Annotated in this window: 16 protein-coding genes; all 16 read left to right on the forward strand. The window is 50.9% G+C overall.

All coding sequences use genetic code 11. From position 1 onward, the window contains the following. Nucleotides 1-19 precede the first annotated feature (19 nt). Nucleotides 20-742, forward strand: a complete 723-nt coding sequence (gene pyrH, locus J4760_RS01500; protein WP_145285382.1) for a UMP kinase — start codon at nt 20-22, stop codon at nt 740-742. 15 nt (nt 743-757) lie between these two features. Further along, nucleotides 758-1,315, forward strand: a complete 558-nt coding sequence (frr, locus tag J4760_RS01505; protein WP_145285385.1) for a ribosome recycling factor — start codon at nt 758-760, stop codon at nt 1,313-1,315. 129 nt (nt 1,316-1,444) lie between these two features. Further along, nucleotides 1,445-2,197 (forward strand): undecaprenyl pyrophosphate synthase, encoded by a 753-nt coding sequence (locus J4760_RS01510; protein WP_145285388.1) that lies wholly within the window; start codon nt 1,445-1,447, stop codon nt 2,195-2,197. Between the two features lies 1 nt (nt 2,198). Next, nucleotides 2,199-2,987: a phosphatidate cytidylyltransferase gene (locus J4760_RS01515; RefSeq protein WP_145285390.1), complete on the forward strand. Its 789-nt coding sequence runs from the start codon at nt 2,199-2,201 to the stop codon at nt 2,985-2,987. A gap of 21 nt (nt 2,988-3,008) precedes the next feature. Further along, on the forward strand, nt 3,009-4,133 hold the full coding sequence (locus J4760_RS01520) for a 1-deoxy-D-xylulose-5-phosphate reductoisomerase (RefSeq protein WP_237604553.1): 1,125 nt from the start codon (nt 3,009-3,011) through the stop codon (nt 4,131-4,133). A 4-nt stretch (nt 4,134-4,137) separates the two neighbouring features. Further along, nucleotides 4,138-5,421 carry an RIP metalloprotease RseP gene (gene rseP / locus J4760_RS01525; RefSeq protein ID WP_237604554.1) on the forward strand — a complete coding sequence of 428 codons (1,284 nt, stop codon included), beginning with the start codon at nt 4,138-4,140 and terminating at the stop codon, nt 5,419-5,421. Nucleotides 5,422-5,432: 11 nt separating this feature from the next. Beyond that, nucleotides 5,433-7,121: a proline--tRNA ligase gene (locus tag J4760_RS01530; RefSeq protein ID WP_145285400.1), complete on the forward strand. Its 1,689-nt coding sequence runs from the start codon at nt 5,433-5,435 to the stop codon at nt 7,119-7,121. Between the two features lie 48 nt (nt 7,122-7,169). After that, nucleotides 7,170-11,459, forward strand: coding sequence for a PolC-type DNA polymerase III (locus J4760_RS01535; RefSeq protein ID WP_255695214.1), 4,290 nt, complete (start codon nt 7,170-7,172; stop codon nt 11,457-11,459). Nucleotides 11,460-11,579: 120 nt separating this feature from the next. Next, a complete protein-coding gene (gene rimP, locus J4760_RS01540) occupies nt 11,580-12,047 on the forward strand; it encodes a ribosome maturation factor RimP (protein WP_237604555.1) in 468 nt (155 codons plus the stop codon). Between the two features lie 16 nt (nt 12,048-12,063). Continuing rightward, nucleotides 12,064-13,113 (forward strand): transcription termination factor NusA, encoded by a 1,050-nt coding sequence (gene nusA / locus J4760_RS01545; RefSeq protein ID WP_145285410.1) that lies wholly within the window; start codon nt 12,064-12,066, stop codon nt 13,111-13,113. A 19-nt stretch (nt 13,114-13,132) separates the two neighbouring features. Then, complete coding sequence (gene rnpM, locus J4760_RS01550) at nt 13,133-13,420, forward strand: RNase P modulator RnpM (protein WP_237605031.1); 288 nt, start codon at nt 13,133-13,135, stop codon at nt 13,418-13,420. After that, a complete protein-coding gene (locus tag J4760_RS01555) occupies nt 13,417-13,725 on the forward strand; it encodes a L7Ae/L30e/S12e/Gadd45 family ribosomal protein (protein ID WP_237604556.1) in 309 nt (102 codons plus the stop codon). Before rnpM ends, J4760_RS01555 begins: the two co-directional genes overlap by 4 nt. 4 nt (nt 13,726-13,729) lie before the next feature. Then, the gene (infB, locus tag J4760_RS01560; RefSeq protein WP_145285418.1) at nt 13,730-15,889 is read left to right on the forward strand and encodes a translation initiation factor IF-2; all 2,160 of its coding nucleotides are present in this window, start codon (nt 13,730-13,732) and stop codon (nt 15,887-15,889) included. A gap of 5 nt (nt 15,890-15,894) precedes the next feature. Continuing rightward, the gene (rbfA, locus tag J4760_RS01565; RefSeq protein WP_145285421.1) at nt 15,895-16,230 is read left to right on the forward strand and encodes a 30S ribosome-binding factor RbfA; all 336 of its coding nucleotides are present in this window, start codon (nt 15,895-15,897) and stop codon (nt 16,228-16,230) included. Nucleotides 16,231-16,282: 52 nt separating this feature from the next. Further along, a complete protein-coding gene (gene truB, locus J4760_RS01570) occupies nt 16,283-17,191 on the forward strand; it encodes a tRNA pseudouridine(55) synthase TruB (RefSeq protein WP_237604557.1) in 909 nt (302 codons plus the stop codon). 11 nt (nt 17,192-17,202) lie between these two features. Further along, complete coding sequence (locus J4760_RS01575) at nt 17,203-18,144, forward strand: bifunctional riboflavin kinase/FAD synthetase (RefSeq protein WP_237604558.1); 942 nt, start codon at nt 17,203-17,205, stop codon at nt 18,142-18,144. Nucleotides 18,145-18,146 lie beyond the last annotated feature (2 nt).

Below are 18,146 nucleotides of genomic sequence, written 5' to 3' on the forward strand. Positions count from 1 at the left end.
TATGTAAGGATGGAGACATATGCCTGAGACTTCCAAATATAAACGTATTGTACTGAAACTGAGTGGAGAGGCCCTGGCTGGAAACGATGGTTTCGGCATCAACCCGGTCGTAATCAAGAATATTGCAGAGCAGGTTGCAGATGCCAAAAGTCTTGGTGTAGAGATTGCCGTCATCGTCGGTGGCGGCAACATATGGCGCGGCAAAGTAGGCAGTGATCTTGGTATGGACCGTGGGACTGCGGACTATATGGGAATGCTTGCGACAGTAATGAATTCCCTTGCGCTGCAGGATAGTCTGGAGCAGCTGGGCTGTGAAACACGCGTGCTTACATCGATCGAGATGAAACAGGTTGCTGAACCCTATATCAGAAGGCGTGCAATCAGACACCTTGAAAAGGATCGCATCGTCATTTTTGCAGCCGGCATCGGCAACCCGTACTTCTCCACCGACACTACAGCTGCGCTCCGTGCAGCTGAAGTGGAGGCGGATGTCATCCTGATGGGTAAAAACAATGTGGATGGTGTCTATTCAGCTGATCCGAAGCTCGATACGACTGCCTTCAAGTACGATACACTGACGTATATGGAAATGCTGCAGGAGAATCTGCAGGTCATGGATGCGACTGCTTCATCCTTCTGCATGGACAATGATATACCGCTTGTGGTATTTTCGATTACAGAAGATGGCAACATCAAACGTGCTGTTTCAGGTGAGACGATCGGTACGGAAATCAAAAAGTAATGGGAGAGAACTAGTATGAGTGAATCTGTCTTGAAAGATACGAAATCGAAGATGCAGAAATCTTTGGACAACCTGAGCCGTGAACTGGCTGCAATCCGCACAGGCCGGGCGAATGCGAACATGCTCGACCGTGTAACGGTCGACTACTACGGTGCTCAGACACCAGTCAACCAGCTTGCAGGCATTTCGGTGCCGGAAGCACGGATGATCACAGTGACACCTTACGACAAAGGTTCCGTGGATGATGTATTGAAAGCCATCCAGCAGGCAGACCTTGGTGTCAACCCGACAAGCGATGGTACGATGATCCGCATCACTGTCCCTCAGCTGACTGAAGAACGCCGCAAGGAGTTCGTCAAAGATGCACGCAAGGAAGGCGAGAATGCCAAAGTTGCAGTGCGTAATGTCCGTCGCGATGCCAACGATGAACTGAAAAGCCTCCAGAAGGATGGGGAGCTCACAGAAGATGATCTGAAAGGCTACACGGAGGATGTCCAGCAGCTGACGAACGACTATATCGTGAAAATCGACAAGATGTGTGATGAAAAAGAAAGCAATATCATGGAAGTCTGATTCATTATCCAAAGGGCAGGATTTTCCTGCCTGTTTTTTTATGTCCTCTATTCTGTGGTAGAATAAAGTGATTGAGGACTCCATATTATCAATGTATACTAATAATTATAATGCTTCAGGAGGATTGTTATGTTTGGTTGGAAGAAGCACAAGAAGACCGATTCCGATAAAGCGCTGCCCGAACATATCGCCATCATCATGGATGGAAATGGAAGGTATGCCAAAAAGAAAAATAAACCAAGAGTGCATGGTCACTATGAAGGCATGCAGAATGTAAAGAGCATTACAAGGCATGCTTCGGATCTCGGTATAAAGTATCTGACACTATATGCTTTTTCCACAGAGAACTGGTCCCGGCCAAAGAGTGAAGTAAGCTATCTGATGAAACTGCCGGGAGATTTTCTAGGGACATTCCTGCCTGAGCTCATCGAGAAGAACGTCAGGATAACGACCATCGGAAACCTGGATGGCCTGCCCATACATACGACGAAAGCAGTACGGCATGCAGTGGAGAAGACGGCTCACAACACGGGGCTCAATCTCATATTTGCACTCAACTATGGTGGGCGTGATGAACTGATACAGGCTTTCCAGGTGATGGCCGAGCAGGTATCCAATGGAGAACTTGCAGCACGTGAAATTACACCAGAGATGGTGGACAGCCATCTGATGACATCCAGTGTACCTGATCCGGAAATGCTCATACGCACCAGCGGAGAATACAGATTGAGCAACTTCCTGCTGTGGCAGTCATCATACAGCGAACTTTTTTTCACAAATACGCTGTGGCCGGAATTCACAACAGATGAACTCGACCATATGATTTCCCAATACCGCAAACGTGAGAGAAGGTTCGGGGGACTTAACCAGGAGGAGGAATGACATGAAGACACGGACAATCACTGCAATACTCGCACTGTTGATTTTTGTACCTATTGTTGTCCTTGGTTCATGGCCGCTGCTCATCGCAGTCTTTCTTCTGGCCTATACTGCCCTGTATGAAATACTCAAGATGAACCGGATCCATATATTCTCCATACCGGGCATGCTGTCGATGGTGGCACTCTTCATCATCATGATGCCGCAGGACGCCTATATGCCCCATATATCGGTCTTCCAGGTGGATCTCATCATTGTCATGGCACTGCTGATGCTGAGCTTTACGGTAATCAGCAAGAACAGGTTTTCTTTTGTGGATATGGGTTTCTGCGTCCTTGCAGTCGCCTATGTCGGCATCGGCTTCATGTATTTCTATGAAACGCGGGAAGCCGGCATCATCTACATACTATATGGCCTTCTGATCGTCTGGGTGACGGATACCGGTGCCTATCTTTTCGGACGCGCCATGGGAAACCGGAAACTCTGGCCCCAGATCAGCCCGAACAAGACAGTGGAAGGATTCCTTGGCGGCATCTTCTGCAGTGTCCTGCTGGCCTTGATCTTCTATTTTACAGGCTGGATTGATGAAATAAACATATTCCTGCTCCTTGTACTTACCATGATCCTCAGCATGTCGGGCCAGCTCGGAGATCTCGTCGAATCCGCTCTGAAACGCCATTTCGACATCAAGGACTCAGGTCAGCTCCTACCCGGACACGGCGGGGTTCTGGACCGTTTCGACAGCTTCATTTTCGTTCTGCCGCTGATGAACATCCTGCCGCTGATAAACTAAACCGAAATACAGGTGAACTCAATGAAAACAATTTCCATTCTAGGGGCAACAGGCTCCGTCGGTACCCAGGCCCTGACGGTGATAGCGAATAATCCCGATCATTTCAGACTTGGCAGCATCTCAATCGGCACCAATACAGCTCGTCTTGAGGAGATCCTTGAAATATTCACCCCTGCGCTTGTCAGCGTCGGCAATGACGCCGATCGTTCTCGCCTTGCGGCCAAGTATCCGCATATCGAATTCACTTTCGGCCCTGGCGGGCTGCTTGAAGTGGCGAGGGATGATTCCGACCTTCTCCTTACAGCCATCATGGGGAGCGTCGGACTTGAGCCGACACTTGCTGCAATCGAGTCCGGCAAGGATATTGCACTTGCCAACAAGGAGACGCTTGTTGCTGCCGGTGAGATTGTCATGGCAAAAGCGAAAGAGAAGAATGTATCGATAATTCCGGTGGATTCGGAGCACTCTGCGATATTCCAGTGCCTGCGTGGCGAGAATAGAAGTGAGATGAAGCGTATTATTCTGACAGCAAGCGGAGGGTCATTCCGGGACCTGTCACGGAGCCAGCTCTCTGATGTGACGCTCGAACGGGCCCTTGACCATCCGAACTGGTCGATGGGACGCAAGATCACCATCGATTCGGCAACGATGATGAACAAGGGTCTTGAAGTCATTGAAGCGAAATGGCTGTTCGATGCGGAAGTCGACCAGATTTCCACCATTCTGCATCGCGAAAGCACCATCCATTCCATGGTGGAATTTGTCGACAACAGCATCATGGCACAGATGGGCACGCCGGATATGAAGACAGTCATCCAGTTCGCCTTCAGCCACCCGGAGCGGCTGCCGACAAACCAGCAGCTGGATCTCGATGCACTCAGCCAGCTGAATTTCAGGCCGATGGATCTCGAGCGCTTCAGGATGCTCGCACTTGCCTATGATGCCATCCGCACGGGCGGCACGATGCCGGCTGTCATGAATGCAGCGAATGAATACGCAGTGAACCGTTTCCTGAATGGAGAGATTTCGTTTCTTGAAATAGAAGAGATTGTCGAATCCCGTATGCAGAGCCATGATCCGGTAAAAAATCCGGATCTCGATACGATTCTATACTATGACCGGCTGTACAAGTCTGATATGAGGTGATTGAATGACCGGTATTCTAGCTTTTATTGTTGTTTTTGGTGTGCTTGTGACAGTACACGAACTGGGGCACCTGATTTTCGCCAAACGGGCAGGAATCATGTGCCCTGAATTTGCTATCGGCATGGGACCCAAAATCTTTTCCTACAAATATAATGACACACTCTATACTGTAAGATTGCTTCCAGTCGGCGGCTACGTCAGGATGGCTTCAGAAGAGATGGAGATCAATCCGCTGAACGCCGGCATGCGTGTGCAGCTGAAGACGAACGAAAGCAATGAAATTACGCACATCATCCTCGATGATAAGCATAACTTCACACAGATCGAAGAAGTGGAAGTCATCGATTCGGATATAACTAAAGACATGTTCATCCGTGCGAGCCGTCTGCATGATGGCGAAGAGGTGACATACCCGTTCTCGCACGAAGCGTATTTCGTCGAGAATTCCCAGCTTGAACGCATTGCACCGAGAGCCGCACGATTCGAATCCAAGTCGGTATCGCACCGTTTCATGACATTGGCTGCCGGTCCGCTGATGAACTTTGTCCTTGCCTTTGCACTGTTTACAGTGCTGTTCTACATCAACGGCAAACCTTCCGAGGAGCCGGTCGTCGGTCTAGTTGCCGAGGATACACCCGCTGAGGAAGCAGGCCTTCGGGCAGGCGATCGACTGGAAACGATCAATGGTGAACCGGTGGAAAGCTGGGGCAACATGACGTCGATCATACAGGAAGAGGGCGGCCAGCCGCTTGATATCACCGTGTCAAATGATGGCGGGGAACGCCAGGTCGAACTGACACCGGTAGTGGATGTTACCGAACTGCCTGACGGCACGACGAGTGAACGGCTGATCATCGGCATCGGGCAGGACATGGAACATGGTGTCATATCCCCGATACTGTGGGGAGCCGAGCAGACCTATGAGATGGGGACGATGATATTCCGACTTGTCGTCCAGATGTTTGCAAGTATTGTCGACGGCACGTTCTCGTTCGATATGCTGAACGGTCCGGTCGGCATCTATAAGGTGACGGAACAGGTCGCGGCCCAGGGGCTGATCACACTGATCAACTTTACCGCAATACTCAGCGTCAACCTCGGCATCATGAATCTGCTGCCGATTCCGGCACTGGATGGGGGACGCATCCTGTTTGTCCTATATGAAGGCATCTTCAGAAAACCGCTGAATAAGAAAGTCGAACTGAACATACAGCTTGTCGGTGTCCTGTTCCTGCTTATGGTCATGATTCTTGTAACATGGAATGATATAAAGACATTTTTCCTTTAGGAGTGAAATGAATGAGACAATCCAGAATGTTTATACCTACAATGAGAGAAACCCCTCAGGACGCAGAAAGTCTGAGTCATCGTCTGATGCTGAAGGCGGGCATGATCAAGCAGATGGCGAGTGGCATATACACGTATCTGCCGATCACAAAGCTCGTCCTCAATAATATCGAGCAGATCGTCAGGGAAGAGATGAACGCCATCGGCGGTGTGGAGATCCACATGCCGGTGCTGCATCCGAAGGAGCTGTGGCAGGAATCCGGACGCTGGGATGCCTACGGCAGGGAGCTGATGCGGATGAAGGATCGCCACGATCGCGACTTCGCACTCGGACCGACACATGAGGAGATCATTACGGCACTTCTGCGCGATGAGCTGAAAAGCTATAAGAAGCTGCCGCTGACGCTGTTCCAGATCCAGACCAAGTTCCGCGACGAACTGCGCCCGCGCTTCGGGCTGCTGCGCGGCAGGGAGTTCATCATGAAGGATGCATACTCCTTCCACAGCGACGAAGCATCACTCGATGAAACGTATCATGACATGTACAATGCCTATTCGAACATCTTCTCTCGTCTTGAGCTGAACTACCGTGCGGTTGAAGCGGATTCCGGCGCCATCGGCGGCAGCCATACACACGAATTCATGGCACTCGCCGACATCGGTGAGGACACGATCGTCTATACGGATGGCAGCAACTATGCCGCCAATATAGAAAAGGCGGGATGCCCGGTTCCTGATCATGCTGAAATCAGCAGCAGCAAGGAAATCGAGAAGGTGGAGACACCGGGCGTTTCAAGCTGTGCCACTCTCGCTGAACATCTTGGCATCGAACTGGAAGAGACGACAAAGACGATGATCATGCGCATCGGCAATGACTACGCAATGATACTGCTCCGTGGCGATCACGAGCTGAACGACATCAAAGTGAAGTCGTATTTCAAGACGGACGATGTCGACTTTGCGACGGACGAGGAGATCAGCAATCTGCTCGATGCCGCACCAGGCAGCCTCGGTCCCGTCCACACCGATCTTCCGGTCTATCTGGACCACCAGGTACGGAACATGCAGGACTACCCGACAGGTGCCAACGAAAGCGGCTACCACTTCATCAACGTCAATCATGAACGGGACTACGAAGTCGAGGACTATGACGACTTCCGCTTCATCACTGAAGGCGAGATGGCGCAGGATGACAGCGGTCCTGTCAAGTTCATGAAAGGCATCGAAGTCGGCCAGGTGTTCAAGCTCGGCACGAAGTATTCTGAAGCAATGAATCTGAATGTCCTTGATGAGAATGGACGCAGTACCCCTGTACTCATGGGCTGCTATGGTGTCGGTGTATCACGGACACTCTCCGCCATCATCGAAAGCCATAATGATGACCGGGGCATCATCTGGCCGAAGGCAGTGACGCCATTCGATATTCATATCATTACCGCCAACCCGAAGGATGAGGAAGGTGTCAGAATAGCCGAGGAGCTCTACGAATCACTTGGAAAAAGGTACCGTGTGCTCTATGATGACAGAAAAGAGCGTGCAGGCGTGAAGTTTGCCGACTCCGATCTGATTGGACTGCCCTACAGGGTGGTCATCGGCCGGGGCGCCAAGGAAGGTAAAGTGGAAGTGAAGGCGAGAAACAGTGAAGAATCGATGGATCTGTCCATTGATGATGTATTGCAGTATCTGGAAGTAAACTATTAGAAGAAGTCATGCGCGTAAATCAGAGATTTACGCGCTTTTATAGGAGTGTTGCAAGTGAAGGGCAAGGATCAGTTCAATATACTGCTCCAGCAGGCAGGCATAAAGGGCAACGAAAACTATCTATCGACCGGTACACTGAAAAAAGTCGTTTCGGATGATGACAGGCGGCTGTGGGAATTTCATCTTCATTTTGAAAATATGATCCCTGCTTCCCTGCGCGCCATGATGGAAGATAGTATCAGCAAGGCTTTTTCGAACATTGCGGATACGAAGCTCTTCATTTCCGCAGATCATTATACGGATAAGGACATTCTGGACTATCTCGAATATGCACTGACCGATATCAGCGTCAATGAAAACATCCGTTTCCAGCTGCTCAACTGTGACAAGCAGTTCAAAGGCGGCACACTGATGTTTTCTGTTCAGAACGATATCGAAGTCGCGCATTTCAATAAACATATCAACGGCAATCTGACGTCCGCCTACAGTGTGTATGGCATGCCGATCAAAGGCATCGAGTTCCATGTCGACAAAGCACTTGATTCCGACAGACGGACAAAACTCGAGGAACGCCTGAAGGAAGAGAAGACCGAGCTTGTTCAGGGCTTCATCGAACAGCGCAAGGATATGGAAGCGGATATGAAGCAGCAGCAGGAAGATGTCGTCAAGCAGATCGGGAAACCCATGAACATGAATGATATCAGACCACTTGAAACCGTTGTGGATGAAGAGTTCAATGTCAAAGTGGAAGGGGTCATCTTCAGCAGTGAAGTGAGAGAGCTCAGAACCGGACGTAAAATACTCCAGCTCAAACTCACCGACTATACGGATTCCATCGCCGCCAAAATGTTCTCAAGGCATGGCAAAAATGACGATGCCGTATTTGATGCACTATCCAAAAACGACTGGGTCATCATTGAAGGCAATGTGGAATACGACGAGTTCTCAAGAGATATGGTGCTCATGATCCGCAACCTCAATGTCATCCAGAAGCCCAAGAAGACGGATAAAAGTGCTGAAAAGCGTGTCGAGCTCCATCTCCACTCTGAAATGAGCCAGATGGACGGGTTGCGCAATATCGGCGAATATGTCAAACGGGCAAAGGATTACGGGCATACGGCAATGGCTGTAACCGACCACAATAACGTCCAGGCTTTCCCGGATGCCTATCATGCAGCAGAGAAGCACGGCATCAAAATGATATATGGCATGGAAGGGCTGCTTGTCGATGACGGTGCGCCGATCGCCTACAAGCCTCAGGACATCGTGCTCGAGACCCACGACTACGTCGTCTTCGACGTTGAGACGACCGGTCTGTCATCAAAGTATGACCAGATCATCGAACTTGCCGGTGTCAAAGTGAGAAACGGCGAGATCGTCGACCGTTTCGAGCGGTTCAGCAACCCGCATGAGCCATTGACCGAAACGATCAAGGAGATTACCGGCATTACGGATGATATGCTCGTTGATGCACCGCCGATATCCGAAGTCATCAGGGATTTCGAGGCCTGGGTGGAGGATGCGATATTCGTCGCCCATAACGCAAGCTTCGATATGGGCTTCATTGAAGCGGCCTACAAAAAGGAAGGGCTTGAACCTTACACCAATGGGGTCATCGATACACTCGAGCTTTCCCGCGCGATCAACAAGGATTTCAAGAAGCATGGTCTCAATATACTGGCCAAAAAGTACAATGTCGAACTGACCCAGCACCACCGGGCGATCTATGATGCAGAGGCGACAGCGTATATTTTCATCAAGATGCTCTCGCAGATAAAAAAGCTCGGCATCGACAACCACAACCACATCAATGAAAAGCTTGCCGATGCCGACTCATACAAGCGCGCCATGCCGACGCACGTCACCATTCTGGTCAAGAACCAGGAAGGCCTGAAAAATCTGTTCAAGATCGTCTCCGCATCATTGACCGACCATTTCTACAGGACACCCCGCATCAGAAAGCAGATGCTCGAGAAGCACCGTGCCGGACTGCTGATCGGCAGCGCGTGTGATTCCGGCGAAGTGTTCACAACAATGATGCAGAAATCATATGAGGAGGCAAAGAAGGTGGCAGCCTTCTATGACTACCTCGAGATTCTGCCGAAGGCACTCTACAGCCGGCTGCTCGACCGTGAAATCGTGCGGGATGAATCGACGCTCGAGGAGATCATCACAAACATCATCACGCTGGGTGAGGAACTCGATAAGCCGGTGGCAGCGACCGGCAACGTCCATTATCTGGATGAATCCGACAAGCTGTGCCGGGATATCCTTGTGAAAAGCAATCCGGGTAATCCGCTCAGCCGCGGTCGGCTGCCGGACGCACAGTTCAGAACGACCGATGAGATGCTTGATGCATTTTCATTCCTCGACGAATCCGTCAGAAGGGAAGTTGTCATCAATGCACCGAACCGGATCGCCGACAGCATCGACACGGTTGTGCCTGTCAAAGATGAGCTGTATACACCGAATATCGAAGGTGCCAACGACCAGATACGTGAACTCAGCTACAGCAATGCGCGTGCGCTCTACGGCGAGGAGCTGCCCCAGGTCGTCGTCGACCGTCTGGAGAAGGAGCTTGACAGCATCATCGGCAACGGCTTTGCGGTCATCTATCTGATCAGTCAGAAGCTCGTGACGAAATCGCTTGAAGATGGCTACCTTGTCGGCTCACGGGGGTCGGTCGGATCGAGCTTTGTAGCGACAATGACCGAAATCACCGAAGTCAATCCGCTGCCGCCGCACTATGTTTGTCCGGAATGCAGAACGAGCGAGTTCTTCATGGACGGCAGTGTGAGCTCGGGCTATGACCTTCCGGACAAGAACTGCGGCACATGCGGCAGCACCCTCATCAAGGAGGGGCAGGATATTCCATTTGAGACTTTCCTGGGCTTCAAAGGGGACAAGGTACCGGATATCGACTTGAACTTCAGTGGCGACTACCAGCCGGTGGCGCACAACTATACGAAGGAGCTGTTCGGTGAAGACAAGGTGTTCCGTGCAGGCACCATCGGTACAGTCGCAGAGAAGACCGCATTCGGCTACGTCAAAGGCTACTTGAATGATAATGGCCTGCAGCGCAGAGGTGCAGAGATCGACCGTCTCGTTCTCGGCTGCAGCGGTGTCAAACGGACGACCGGACAGCACCCGGGCGGCATCATCGTTGTGCCCGACTATATGGATATATACGACTTTACACCGATCCAGTATCCGGCTGACGATGTGGAGTCGGAATGGAAGACGACGCATTTCGACTTCCACTCCATCCATGACAACCTGCTCAAGCTGGATATACTCGGACACGATGACCCGACGATGATCCGCATGCTGCAGGATCTCTCGGGCATCGATCCGAAGACTGTTCCTGTGGATGACGCGCGGACCATGTCGCTCTTCAGTTCACCGGAAACACTCGGGGTGACGGAAGAGGACATCAACTGCCGCACCGGAACACTCGGTGTACCGGAATTCGGAACCGGGTTCGTCAGGCAGATGCTTGAAGACACGAGACCGTCGACATTCAGTGAACTCGTCCAGATTTCAGGACTGTCGCACGGGACGGATGTCTGGCTCGGCAATGCCCAGGACCTCATCAGAAGCGGTACATCGGACCTAAAAAATGTCATCGGCTGCCGGGATGACATCATGGTCTACCTGATGTACCAGGGCCTTGAACCCTCTCTCGCATTCAGCATCATGGAGAAGGTCAGGAAAGGGAAGGGCCTCTCTGAGGAGCATGAATCGGCAATGCGGGAGCAGGGTGTACCGGGCTGGTATATCGACTCCTGCAAGAAGATCAAGTACATGTTTCCGAAAGCCCACGCCGCAGCCTACGTGCTGATGGCGGTGAGGATCGCCTACTTCAAAGTGCACCATCCACTCTTCTACTACGCCAGCTACTTCACTGTGCGTGCATCGGACTTCGACCTCCTCACGATGGTCAAGGACAGCACGACAATCAAGCACAAGGTCAAAGAGATGAACCAGCGTTTCCAGGAGCTGAGCAAAAAGGAGAAGGACACGCTCGTCGTGCTGGAGCTTGCCAATGAGATGGCACAGCGCGGCTACAAGATCAGACCCGTGGACGTCGAGAAATCCGACAGCACCGAGTTCAAAATCGAAGGCGACGCGCTCTACCCGCCATTCCTTGCCGTACCGGGCCTTGGTGCCAGTGTGGCACGACGCATAGTCGAAGCACGGGATGAAGAGCCGTTCATATCGAAGGAGGATCTGAACAAGCGTGCCGGTGTCTCCCAGAAGATCGTCGACTATCTGACCGAACTCGGCAGTCTCGATCACCTGCCCGACAAGGCGCAGCTCTCCATTTTCGACATGTAGGTTCAAGTTGCAGGCATAATGGCTGTGTGATATAATTATTATGATATTAAATACCCAGTCACAAGGAGAAGAACGGGCGCGCCCGTTCTTCTCTTAGTTTTGAAGGAGGGGAATGGACATATGAATCGTACTGAACAGAAGGTCATGACACACGCACAGCCACTCGTCGAAGAAATGGGATACAAGCTTATTGAAGTGGAGTACGTGAAAGAAGGTCCTGACTACTATCTGAGACTCTATCTCGATAAGAAGGGCGGCATCACACTCGAGGACTGTGCCCGGGCAAGTGAAATGCTGAGTGAAAAGCTGGATGAATGGGAAATCATCGAGGGCGGCTATTTCCTGGATGTCTCTTCTCCCGGTGCCGAGCGTCCGATCAAGAATGACGATGATCTGGAGATGACACTGGACCAGGGCATATATGTCAAAACGTATCAGCAGATTGAAGGCAGCAAGGAATGGACCGGTATACTGAAACACTTTGATTCTGATACTGTATCCATCGAGTATAAGGACAAGACCCGCACAAAAACAGTGGTCGTCAGCCGCGACAAGATCGCAACGATAAGAAAAGCGGTAATATTATGATTGGAGGCGCTTATAAGTGAACCAGGAACTATTGAATGCAATAGAATATCTTGAAAAAGAAAAAAGCATTCCGAGAGAGGTGCTCATCGAAACAATTGAAGCAGCGCTTCTTACAGCATACAAAAAGAACTACTCCCAGCATCGGAATGTTACGGTCGACCTGAACATGGAAAACGGCACATACCGTGTCATCTCGAGGAAGGACGTTGTGGAGGAGGTCGAAGATTCCACAGCGGAGATCGACCTTGGGACGGCCCGTACGGTCAACCCGGCATATGAAATCGGCGATCCGTTCGATGAGGACGTGACACCGAAGGACTTCAACCGCGTTGGTGCGCAGGCTGCCAAACAGGCTGTCATGCAGCGTCTCCGTGATGCTGAGCGGGGCATTCTCTACAATGAATTCATCGACAAGGAGGATGAGGTGATGACCGGCCTGATCGACCGTGTCGACCATCGCTTCGTCCACATCCAGCTGGGTCGTACAGATGCGGTACTGAGCGAATCCGAAAGAATGCCGAATGAAGTCTACCGTCCGAATGACAGGATCAAAGTCTATGTCAATAAGGTCGAACAGACGACAAAAGGACCTCAGATATTCGTATCGAGAACCCACCCTAATCTGCTGAAGCGCCTTTTTGAGAAGGAAGTACCTGAAATCTATGATGGTACCGTCGAAATCATGAGTGTCGCCAGAGAAGCTGGGGAGCGCTCCAAGATCAGCGTATTCGCCAAAAACCCGGACGTGGATGCAGTCGGTTCATGTGTCGGTGCACGCGGTGCCAGAGTGGAAGCGATCGTCAATGAACTCTCAGGCGAGAAGATCGACATCGTCCTATGGAATGAAGATCCGAAGGTCTTTGTCAAAAATGCACTCAGCCCGTCCCAGGTCGTCGATGTCATCGTGGATGCAGACAACCAGTCCACAATGGTCATCGTGCCGGATAACCAGCTGTCGCTGGCCATCGGTAAAAGAGGACAGAACGCACGTCTGGCTGCAAAGCTGACCGGATGGAAGATCGATATCAAAAGCGAATCGGATGCGAGAGAAGAAGGCGTCCTATAATAAGATATGCGGGTGATATATCATGAAGAAGAAAGTACCACTCAGGAAATGTATCCTGACCAATGAAATGCATCCCAAAAAAGACCTCCTGCGCATCGTCGTCACCAAGGAAGGCGAAGTGGCGGTCGATCCGACCGGCAAGAAGAACGGCCGTGGCAGCTACGTGGTCAAAAATCTTGAAACGGTGGAAAAAGCACGCAAGGGCAGGAAGCTTGAAGGCAGACTCGGCTTTGACAGTGACACACTCGGTCCTGTCTATGATGAGATCATCCGCCTGATCTACCGTGAGGATATCCCTAAAAGATGACAGATAAGATACTGAATCTTCTGGGGCTGGCCAAACGTGCAGGCATGCTGACGACCGGGGAAGACAAGACGATAGAAGCCATCCAGCACAAGAAGGCTAAAGTGGTCTTCATTGCAAGCGATGCAGGAGACAGCACAGCGAAAAAAGTCAGGAATAAATGCAGCTACTACAACGTACCGTTGATTGATGACTATACCAACGAGAACCTCAGTATTGCGACGGGCGCACCAAACCGCGTGGTATTGTCAGTGACAGATTCAGGTTTCAGCCGGAAGATGCTGCAGCTTAAAGAGAAAGGAAAGTGATTCGATGAGTAAAATCAGAATCTATGAATATGCAAAAGAGAGCGGAGTCGCAAGTAAAGAAGTGATCGAGTTCCTCCAGGCGAGAGACATTGAAGTCAAAAGCCACATGAAGTCGTTGGAAGACAACGAAGTTGAGCTTCTGAACAAGGAATTCAGGAAATCCAATGCTTCCAGCAACTCCGGTTCAAACAGGAAGCCGGCGAACCAGGGCGGCCAGAAACAGTCCGGCAGCCAGAACCAGGGCAGCCAGAGACAGAACAACAATACGAACCAGGGCGGCGGCCAGAGACAGAACAACAACCCGAATCAGAGGAACAGAAACAACAGGAACCAGAAGCCAGGGGCCGGCGGCAGACCGAAGAACAGAAAGCAGAATAATGCTCCGAAACAGAAACCGGTTCAGAAGGAAGTCGAAATTCCTAAGGAATTCAAGTATCAGGAAGGTATTACAGTAGGCGAACTGGCTGAAAAGATGGGTCTTGACTCATCCAAGATCATCAAGGATCTGTTCATGGTCGGTACAGTGGCGACCATCAACCAGCCGCTTGATAACGATTCAGTGGAACTGATTGCAAGTGACAATGGATTCACTGCCGAGCTTGAAGTCATTGTCGATGACACGGATCTCGAAAACTATTTCGAACTAGGTGACGACCTGACGGAAGAGAGACCAAGTGTTGTAACAATCATGGGACACGTCGACCATGGTAAGACGACCCTGCTCGACTCCATCCGCAACACGAAAGTGACACAAGGTGAAGCGGGCGGTATCACGCAGCATATCGGTGCCTACCAGATCGAATCCGATGGCAAGAAGATCACATTCCTCGATACACCGGGCCACGCAGCGTTCACGACAATGCGTGCACGCGGTGCCCAGGTGACGGATATCACTGTACTTGTCGTTGCAGCTGACGATGGTGTGATGCCACAGACGATCGAAGCCATCAACCACGCCAAAGCGGCGGAAGTACCGATCATTGTGGCTGTCAACAAGATGGACAAGCCGACAGCGAACCCTGACCGTGTCATGACGGAACTCGGCGAACATGGACTCTTCCCTGAAGACTGGGGCGGTGACACGATTTTCGTACAGCTTTCTGCCCTGAGCGGTGATGGTATCGATGATCTGCTTGAAATGATTACACTCGTCGGTGAAGTTGCAGAACTGAAGACGAAAAGCGACAGACCAGCTGTAGGTACCGTCATCGAAGCGGAACTCGACAAATCAAGAGGTCCGGCAGCATCCCTGCTTGTCCAGCATGGTACACTGCAGGTCGGTGATTCCATTGTTGTCGGCAATACTTTCGGTAAAGTCAGAGCAATGGTCGATGACCTCGGCCGACGCATCCAGAAGGCAGGGCCTTCGACACCAGTTGAAATCACCGGTCTGAATGATGTACCGCATGCGGGTGACCGCTTCGTCGTCTTCAAGGATGATAAGACAGCGCGGAGCATCGGTGAGGCAAGAAGCGAGCAGCAGGTGATCAATGACCGTGAACAGCCTTCAGCAGTCAGCCTCGACAACCTGTTCGAGCAGATGAAGGAAGGCGAAATGAAAGACCTCAACATCATCATCAAAGGGGACGTCCAGGGTTCTGTCGAAGCTTTGAGCGCTTCACTGATGAAGATCGATGTTGAAGGCGTCAACGTACGCATCATCCACACGGGTGTCGGTGCCATCAATGAATCCGATGTGACACTTGCGTCAGCTTCACAGGCGATTGTCATCGGCTTCAACGTCCGTCCGGATGTCAATGCCAAGAAGGCGGCAGAGCGTGAAGGCATCGATATGAGACTCCACCGCATCATCTACAACGTCATTGAAGAGATCGAATCTGCGATGAAGGGCATGCTTGACCCTGAATTCGAAGAGAAGGTCATCGGCAATGTGGAAGTGCGCCAGACATTCAAAGTGTCCAAAGTGGGCACGATTGCCGGTTCCTATGTAACGGACGGCAAAATCACCAGAGATTCAGGTGTAAGAGTCATCAGAGAGGGTATAGTCATCTATGAAGGTGAACTGGATACTCTGAAACGTTTCAAGGACGATGCGAAGGAAGTGACTGCCGGCTACGAGTGCGGCATCACAATCAAGAACTTCAACGACCTTAAAGAGGGAGACCAGATTGAACCTTATATCATGGTTGAAATTGAAAGGTGATGACTATGAGCAACAGACACGAAAGAGTTGCAGAAGAAATCAAGAAAGTTGTAAGCGAGACGATACGTACTAAAGTATCAGATCCCGATATCGGAATGATCACTGTGACGGATGTCGAGCTGACGAAGGAGATGGAAGTTGCAACCATCTATTTCACTTCCCTCAACGAAAATCGCGAGGAAGTGGAAGCGGCACTTGGACGTGCCAAAGGACTGGTCCGCTCCGAAGTGGCCAGGGAGATCAGAATCAGAAAAGCGCCGGAACTTCAATTCAAGTACGACACTTCCATTGAATACGGCAACAAGATTGAAAATCTGCTCAATGAAATCAAAGATAAATAGACCTGAGGGGGTTTCCCCCCAGGTTTTTATTTTTATATGGAGGCATATGGATATGCACGGTGTAATACCCATCAACAAACCAAAAGGACTGACAAGCCATGACGTTGTCATCCGCATGCGCAGAATTCTACATATGAAGAAAGTGGGCCATACCGGCACGCTCGATCCGGAGGTGACCGGTGTGCTGCCGATTGTCATCGGGGATGGCACCAAACTGACCGAATACATGCAGACGAAGAAGAAGCGGTACCAGGCACAGGTGACACTCGGCTTTTCCACAGATACGGAGGATCAGACCGGAGCGGTGGAAGCGAGGACCGAAGATCTGTCCGGTATTACGGATGCGTCGATCGACCAGGTGGTTGCAGGTTTCCTCGGCAGCTACCGCCAGCAGGTGCCGAAATATGCCTCCGTCAGAGTGGATGGCAGGAAGCTCTATGAATATGCACGTCAGGGCATCGAGGTCGAGCGCCCGGTGAGGACAGTGCACATCCACAGTATCAGCCGCACGAGCGATATCGAAAGGGAGGATGGTCTCATCACCTTCGACATTGACGTGGAGTGCTCTAAGGGGACGTATATCCGTACGCTGGCTGTCGATATCGGCCGTGCACTCGGTGCACACGCACACATGTCCCGTCTCGTACGCACGGAATCATGCGGCCTCACCCTCGACCGGACAGTGACGCTTGAAGTACTGAAGGATTCAGACCCTGCAGACTACATTGTACCGATTGCAGAGATCATCGAATCACTGCCGACCATTGAGATTACCGATCAGGACTTCCTTTTCAGAATCCGCAATGGGCAGAAAGTGGACAAATCTGATATCATGGACAAAGTAGACATGGAGAATGTCGAAATGGTGGCATTGAGGCATGAGGGCGTACCGATCGGAATATACTACGATCACCCTGAACGAGAAGACTTGATGAAACCATACCAAATGTTCAATTTATAAGAGGCGATGAAATGAAAATCTACAGACTTCACTATCCACATGAACAGCAAGCGCTCGACCTGGAACCTTCTGCGGTGGCAGTCGGTTTCTTTGACGGTCTCCATAGAGGCCATCAGAATGTCATAAATAAAATGGAAGAGATTGCCGAATCGGAAGGATTGAAAAAGGCAGTGATGACCTTCGATCCCCATCCTTCAGTTGTATTGAGTCCGAAAAAGCAGCGGACAACCTATCTGACACCGCTCGATATAAAGCTTGGCATGCTCGAGGCACGCGGCATCGACTACTGCTTTGTGATCAATTTCTCCAGTGCACTGGCAGGACTTTCACCTGATGAATTCGTCCAGCAGTACATCATGGCGCTTGATATCAAGGAAGTGGTGGCAGGCTTCGACTTTACATATGGAAAGCTTGGCAAGGGCAATATTGATACACTCTCCCGCTATGAATCCTTCAATACGACAGGGGTCGGCAAGATCACTGAAGGCGAGGAGAAGATTTCGACCACCCGCATCCGGGAGGATCTGGCCGCACACGACCTCGCGCATGCCAATCTCATTCTCGGTAGACCATATGAAGTGAAAGGTGTCGTCGTACAGGGGGAGAAGCGCGGGCGGACAATCGGTTTCCCGACGGCCAACATAGAACCGGAATACCGCTATCACCTTCCGGCCAAAGGTGTCTATGCAGTCACCATGCAGCTTGATAATGAAGGGACCGTCCATAGGGGGGTATGCAACGTCGGTGTCAAACCGACCTTCCATGACAATTTGGAGCGTGTTTCGATTGAAGTGCACCTCTTCGATTTTGACGAGAGCATCTATGGAGAGAACGTGACTGTCCACTGGCACCACTTCATCCGTCCGGAGTGGAAGTTCAATGGGATAGATGAACTGAAGGCACAGATTGCAAAAGATAAGCAAAAAGCCATCGGCCTACTTGAAAATGCATGACG

The sequence above is a fragment of the Salinicoccus sp. ID82-1 genome (assembly GCF_021991715.1).
Classification (GTDB): domain Bacteria; phylum Bacillota; class Bacilli; order Staphylococcales; family Salinicoccaceae; genus Salinicoccus; species Salinicoccus cyprini.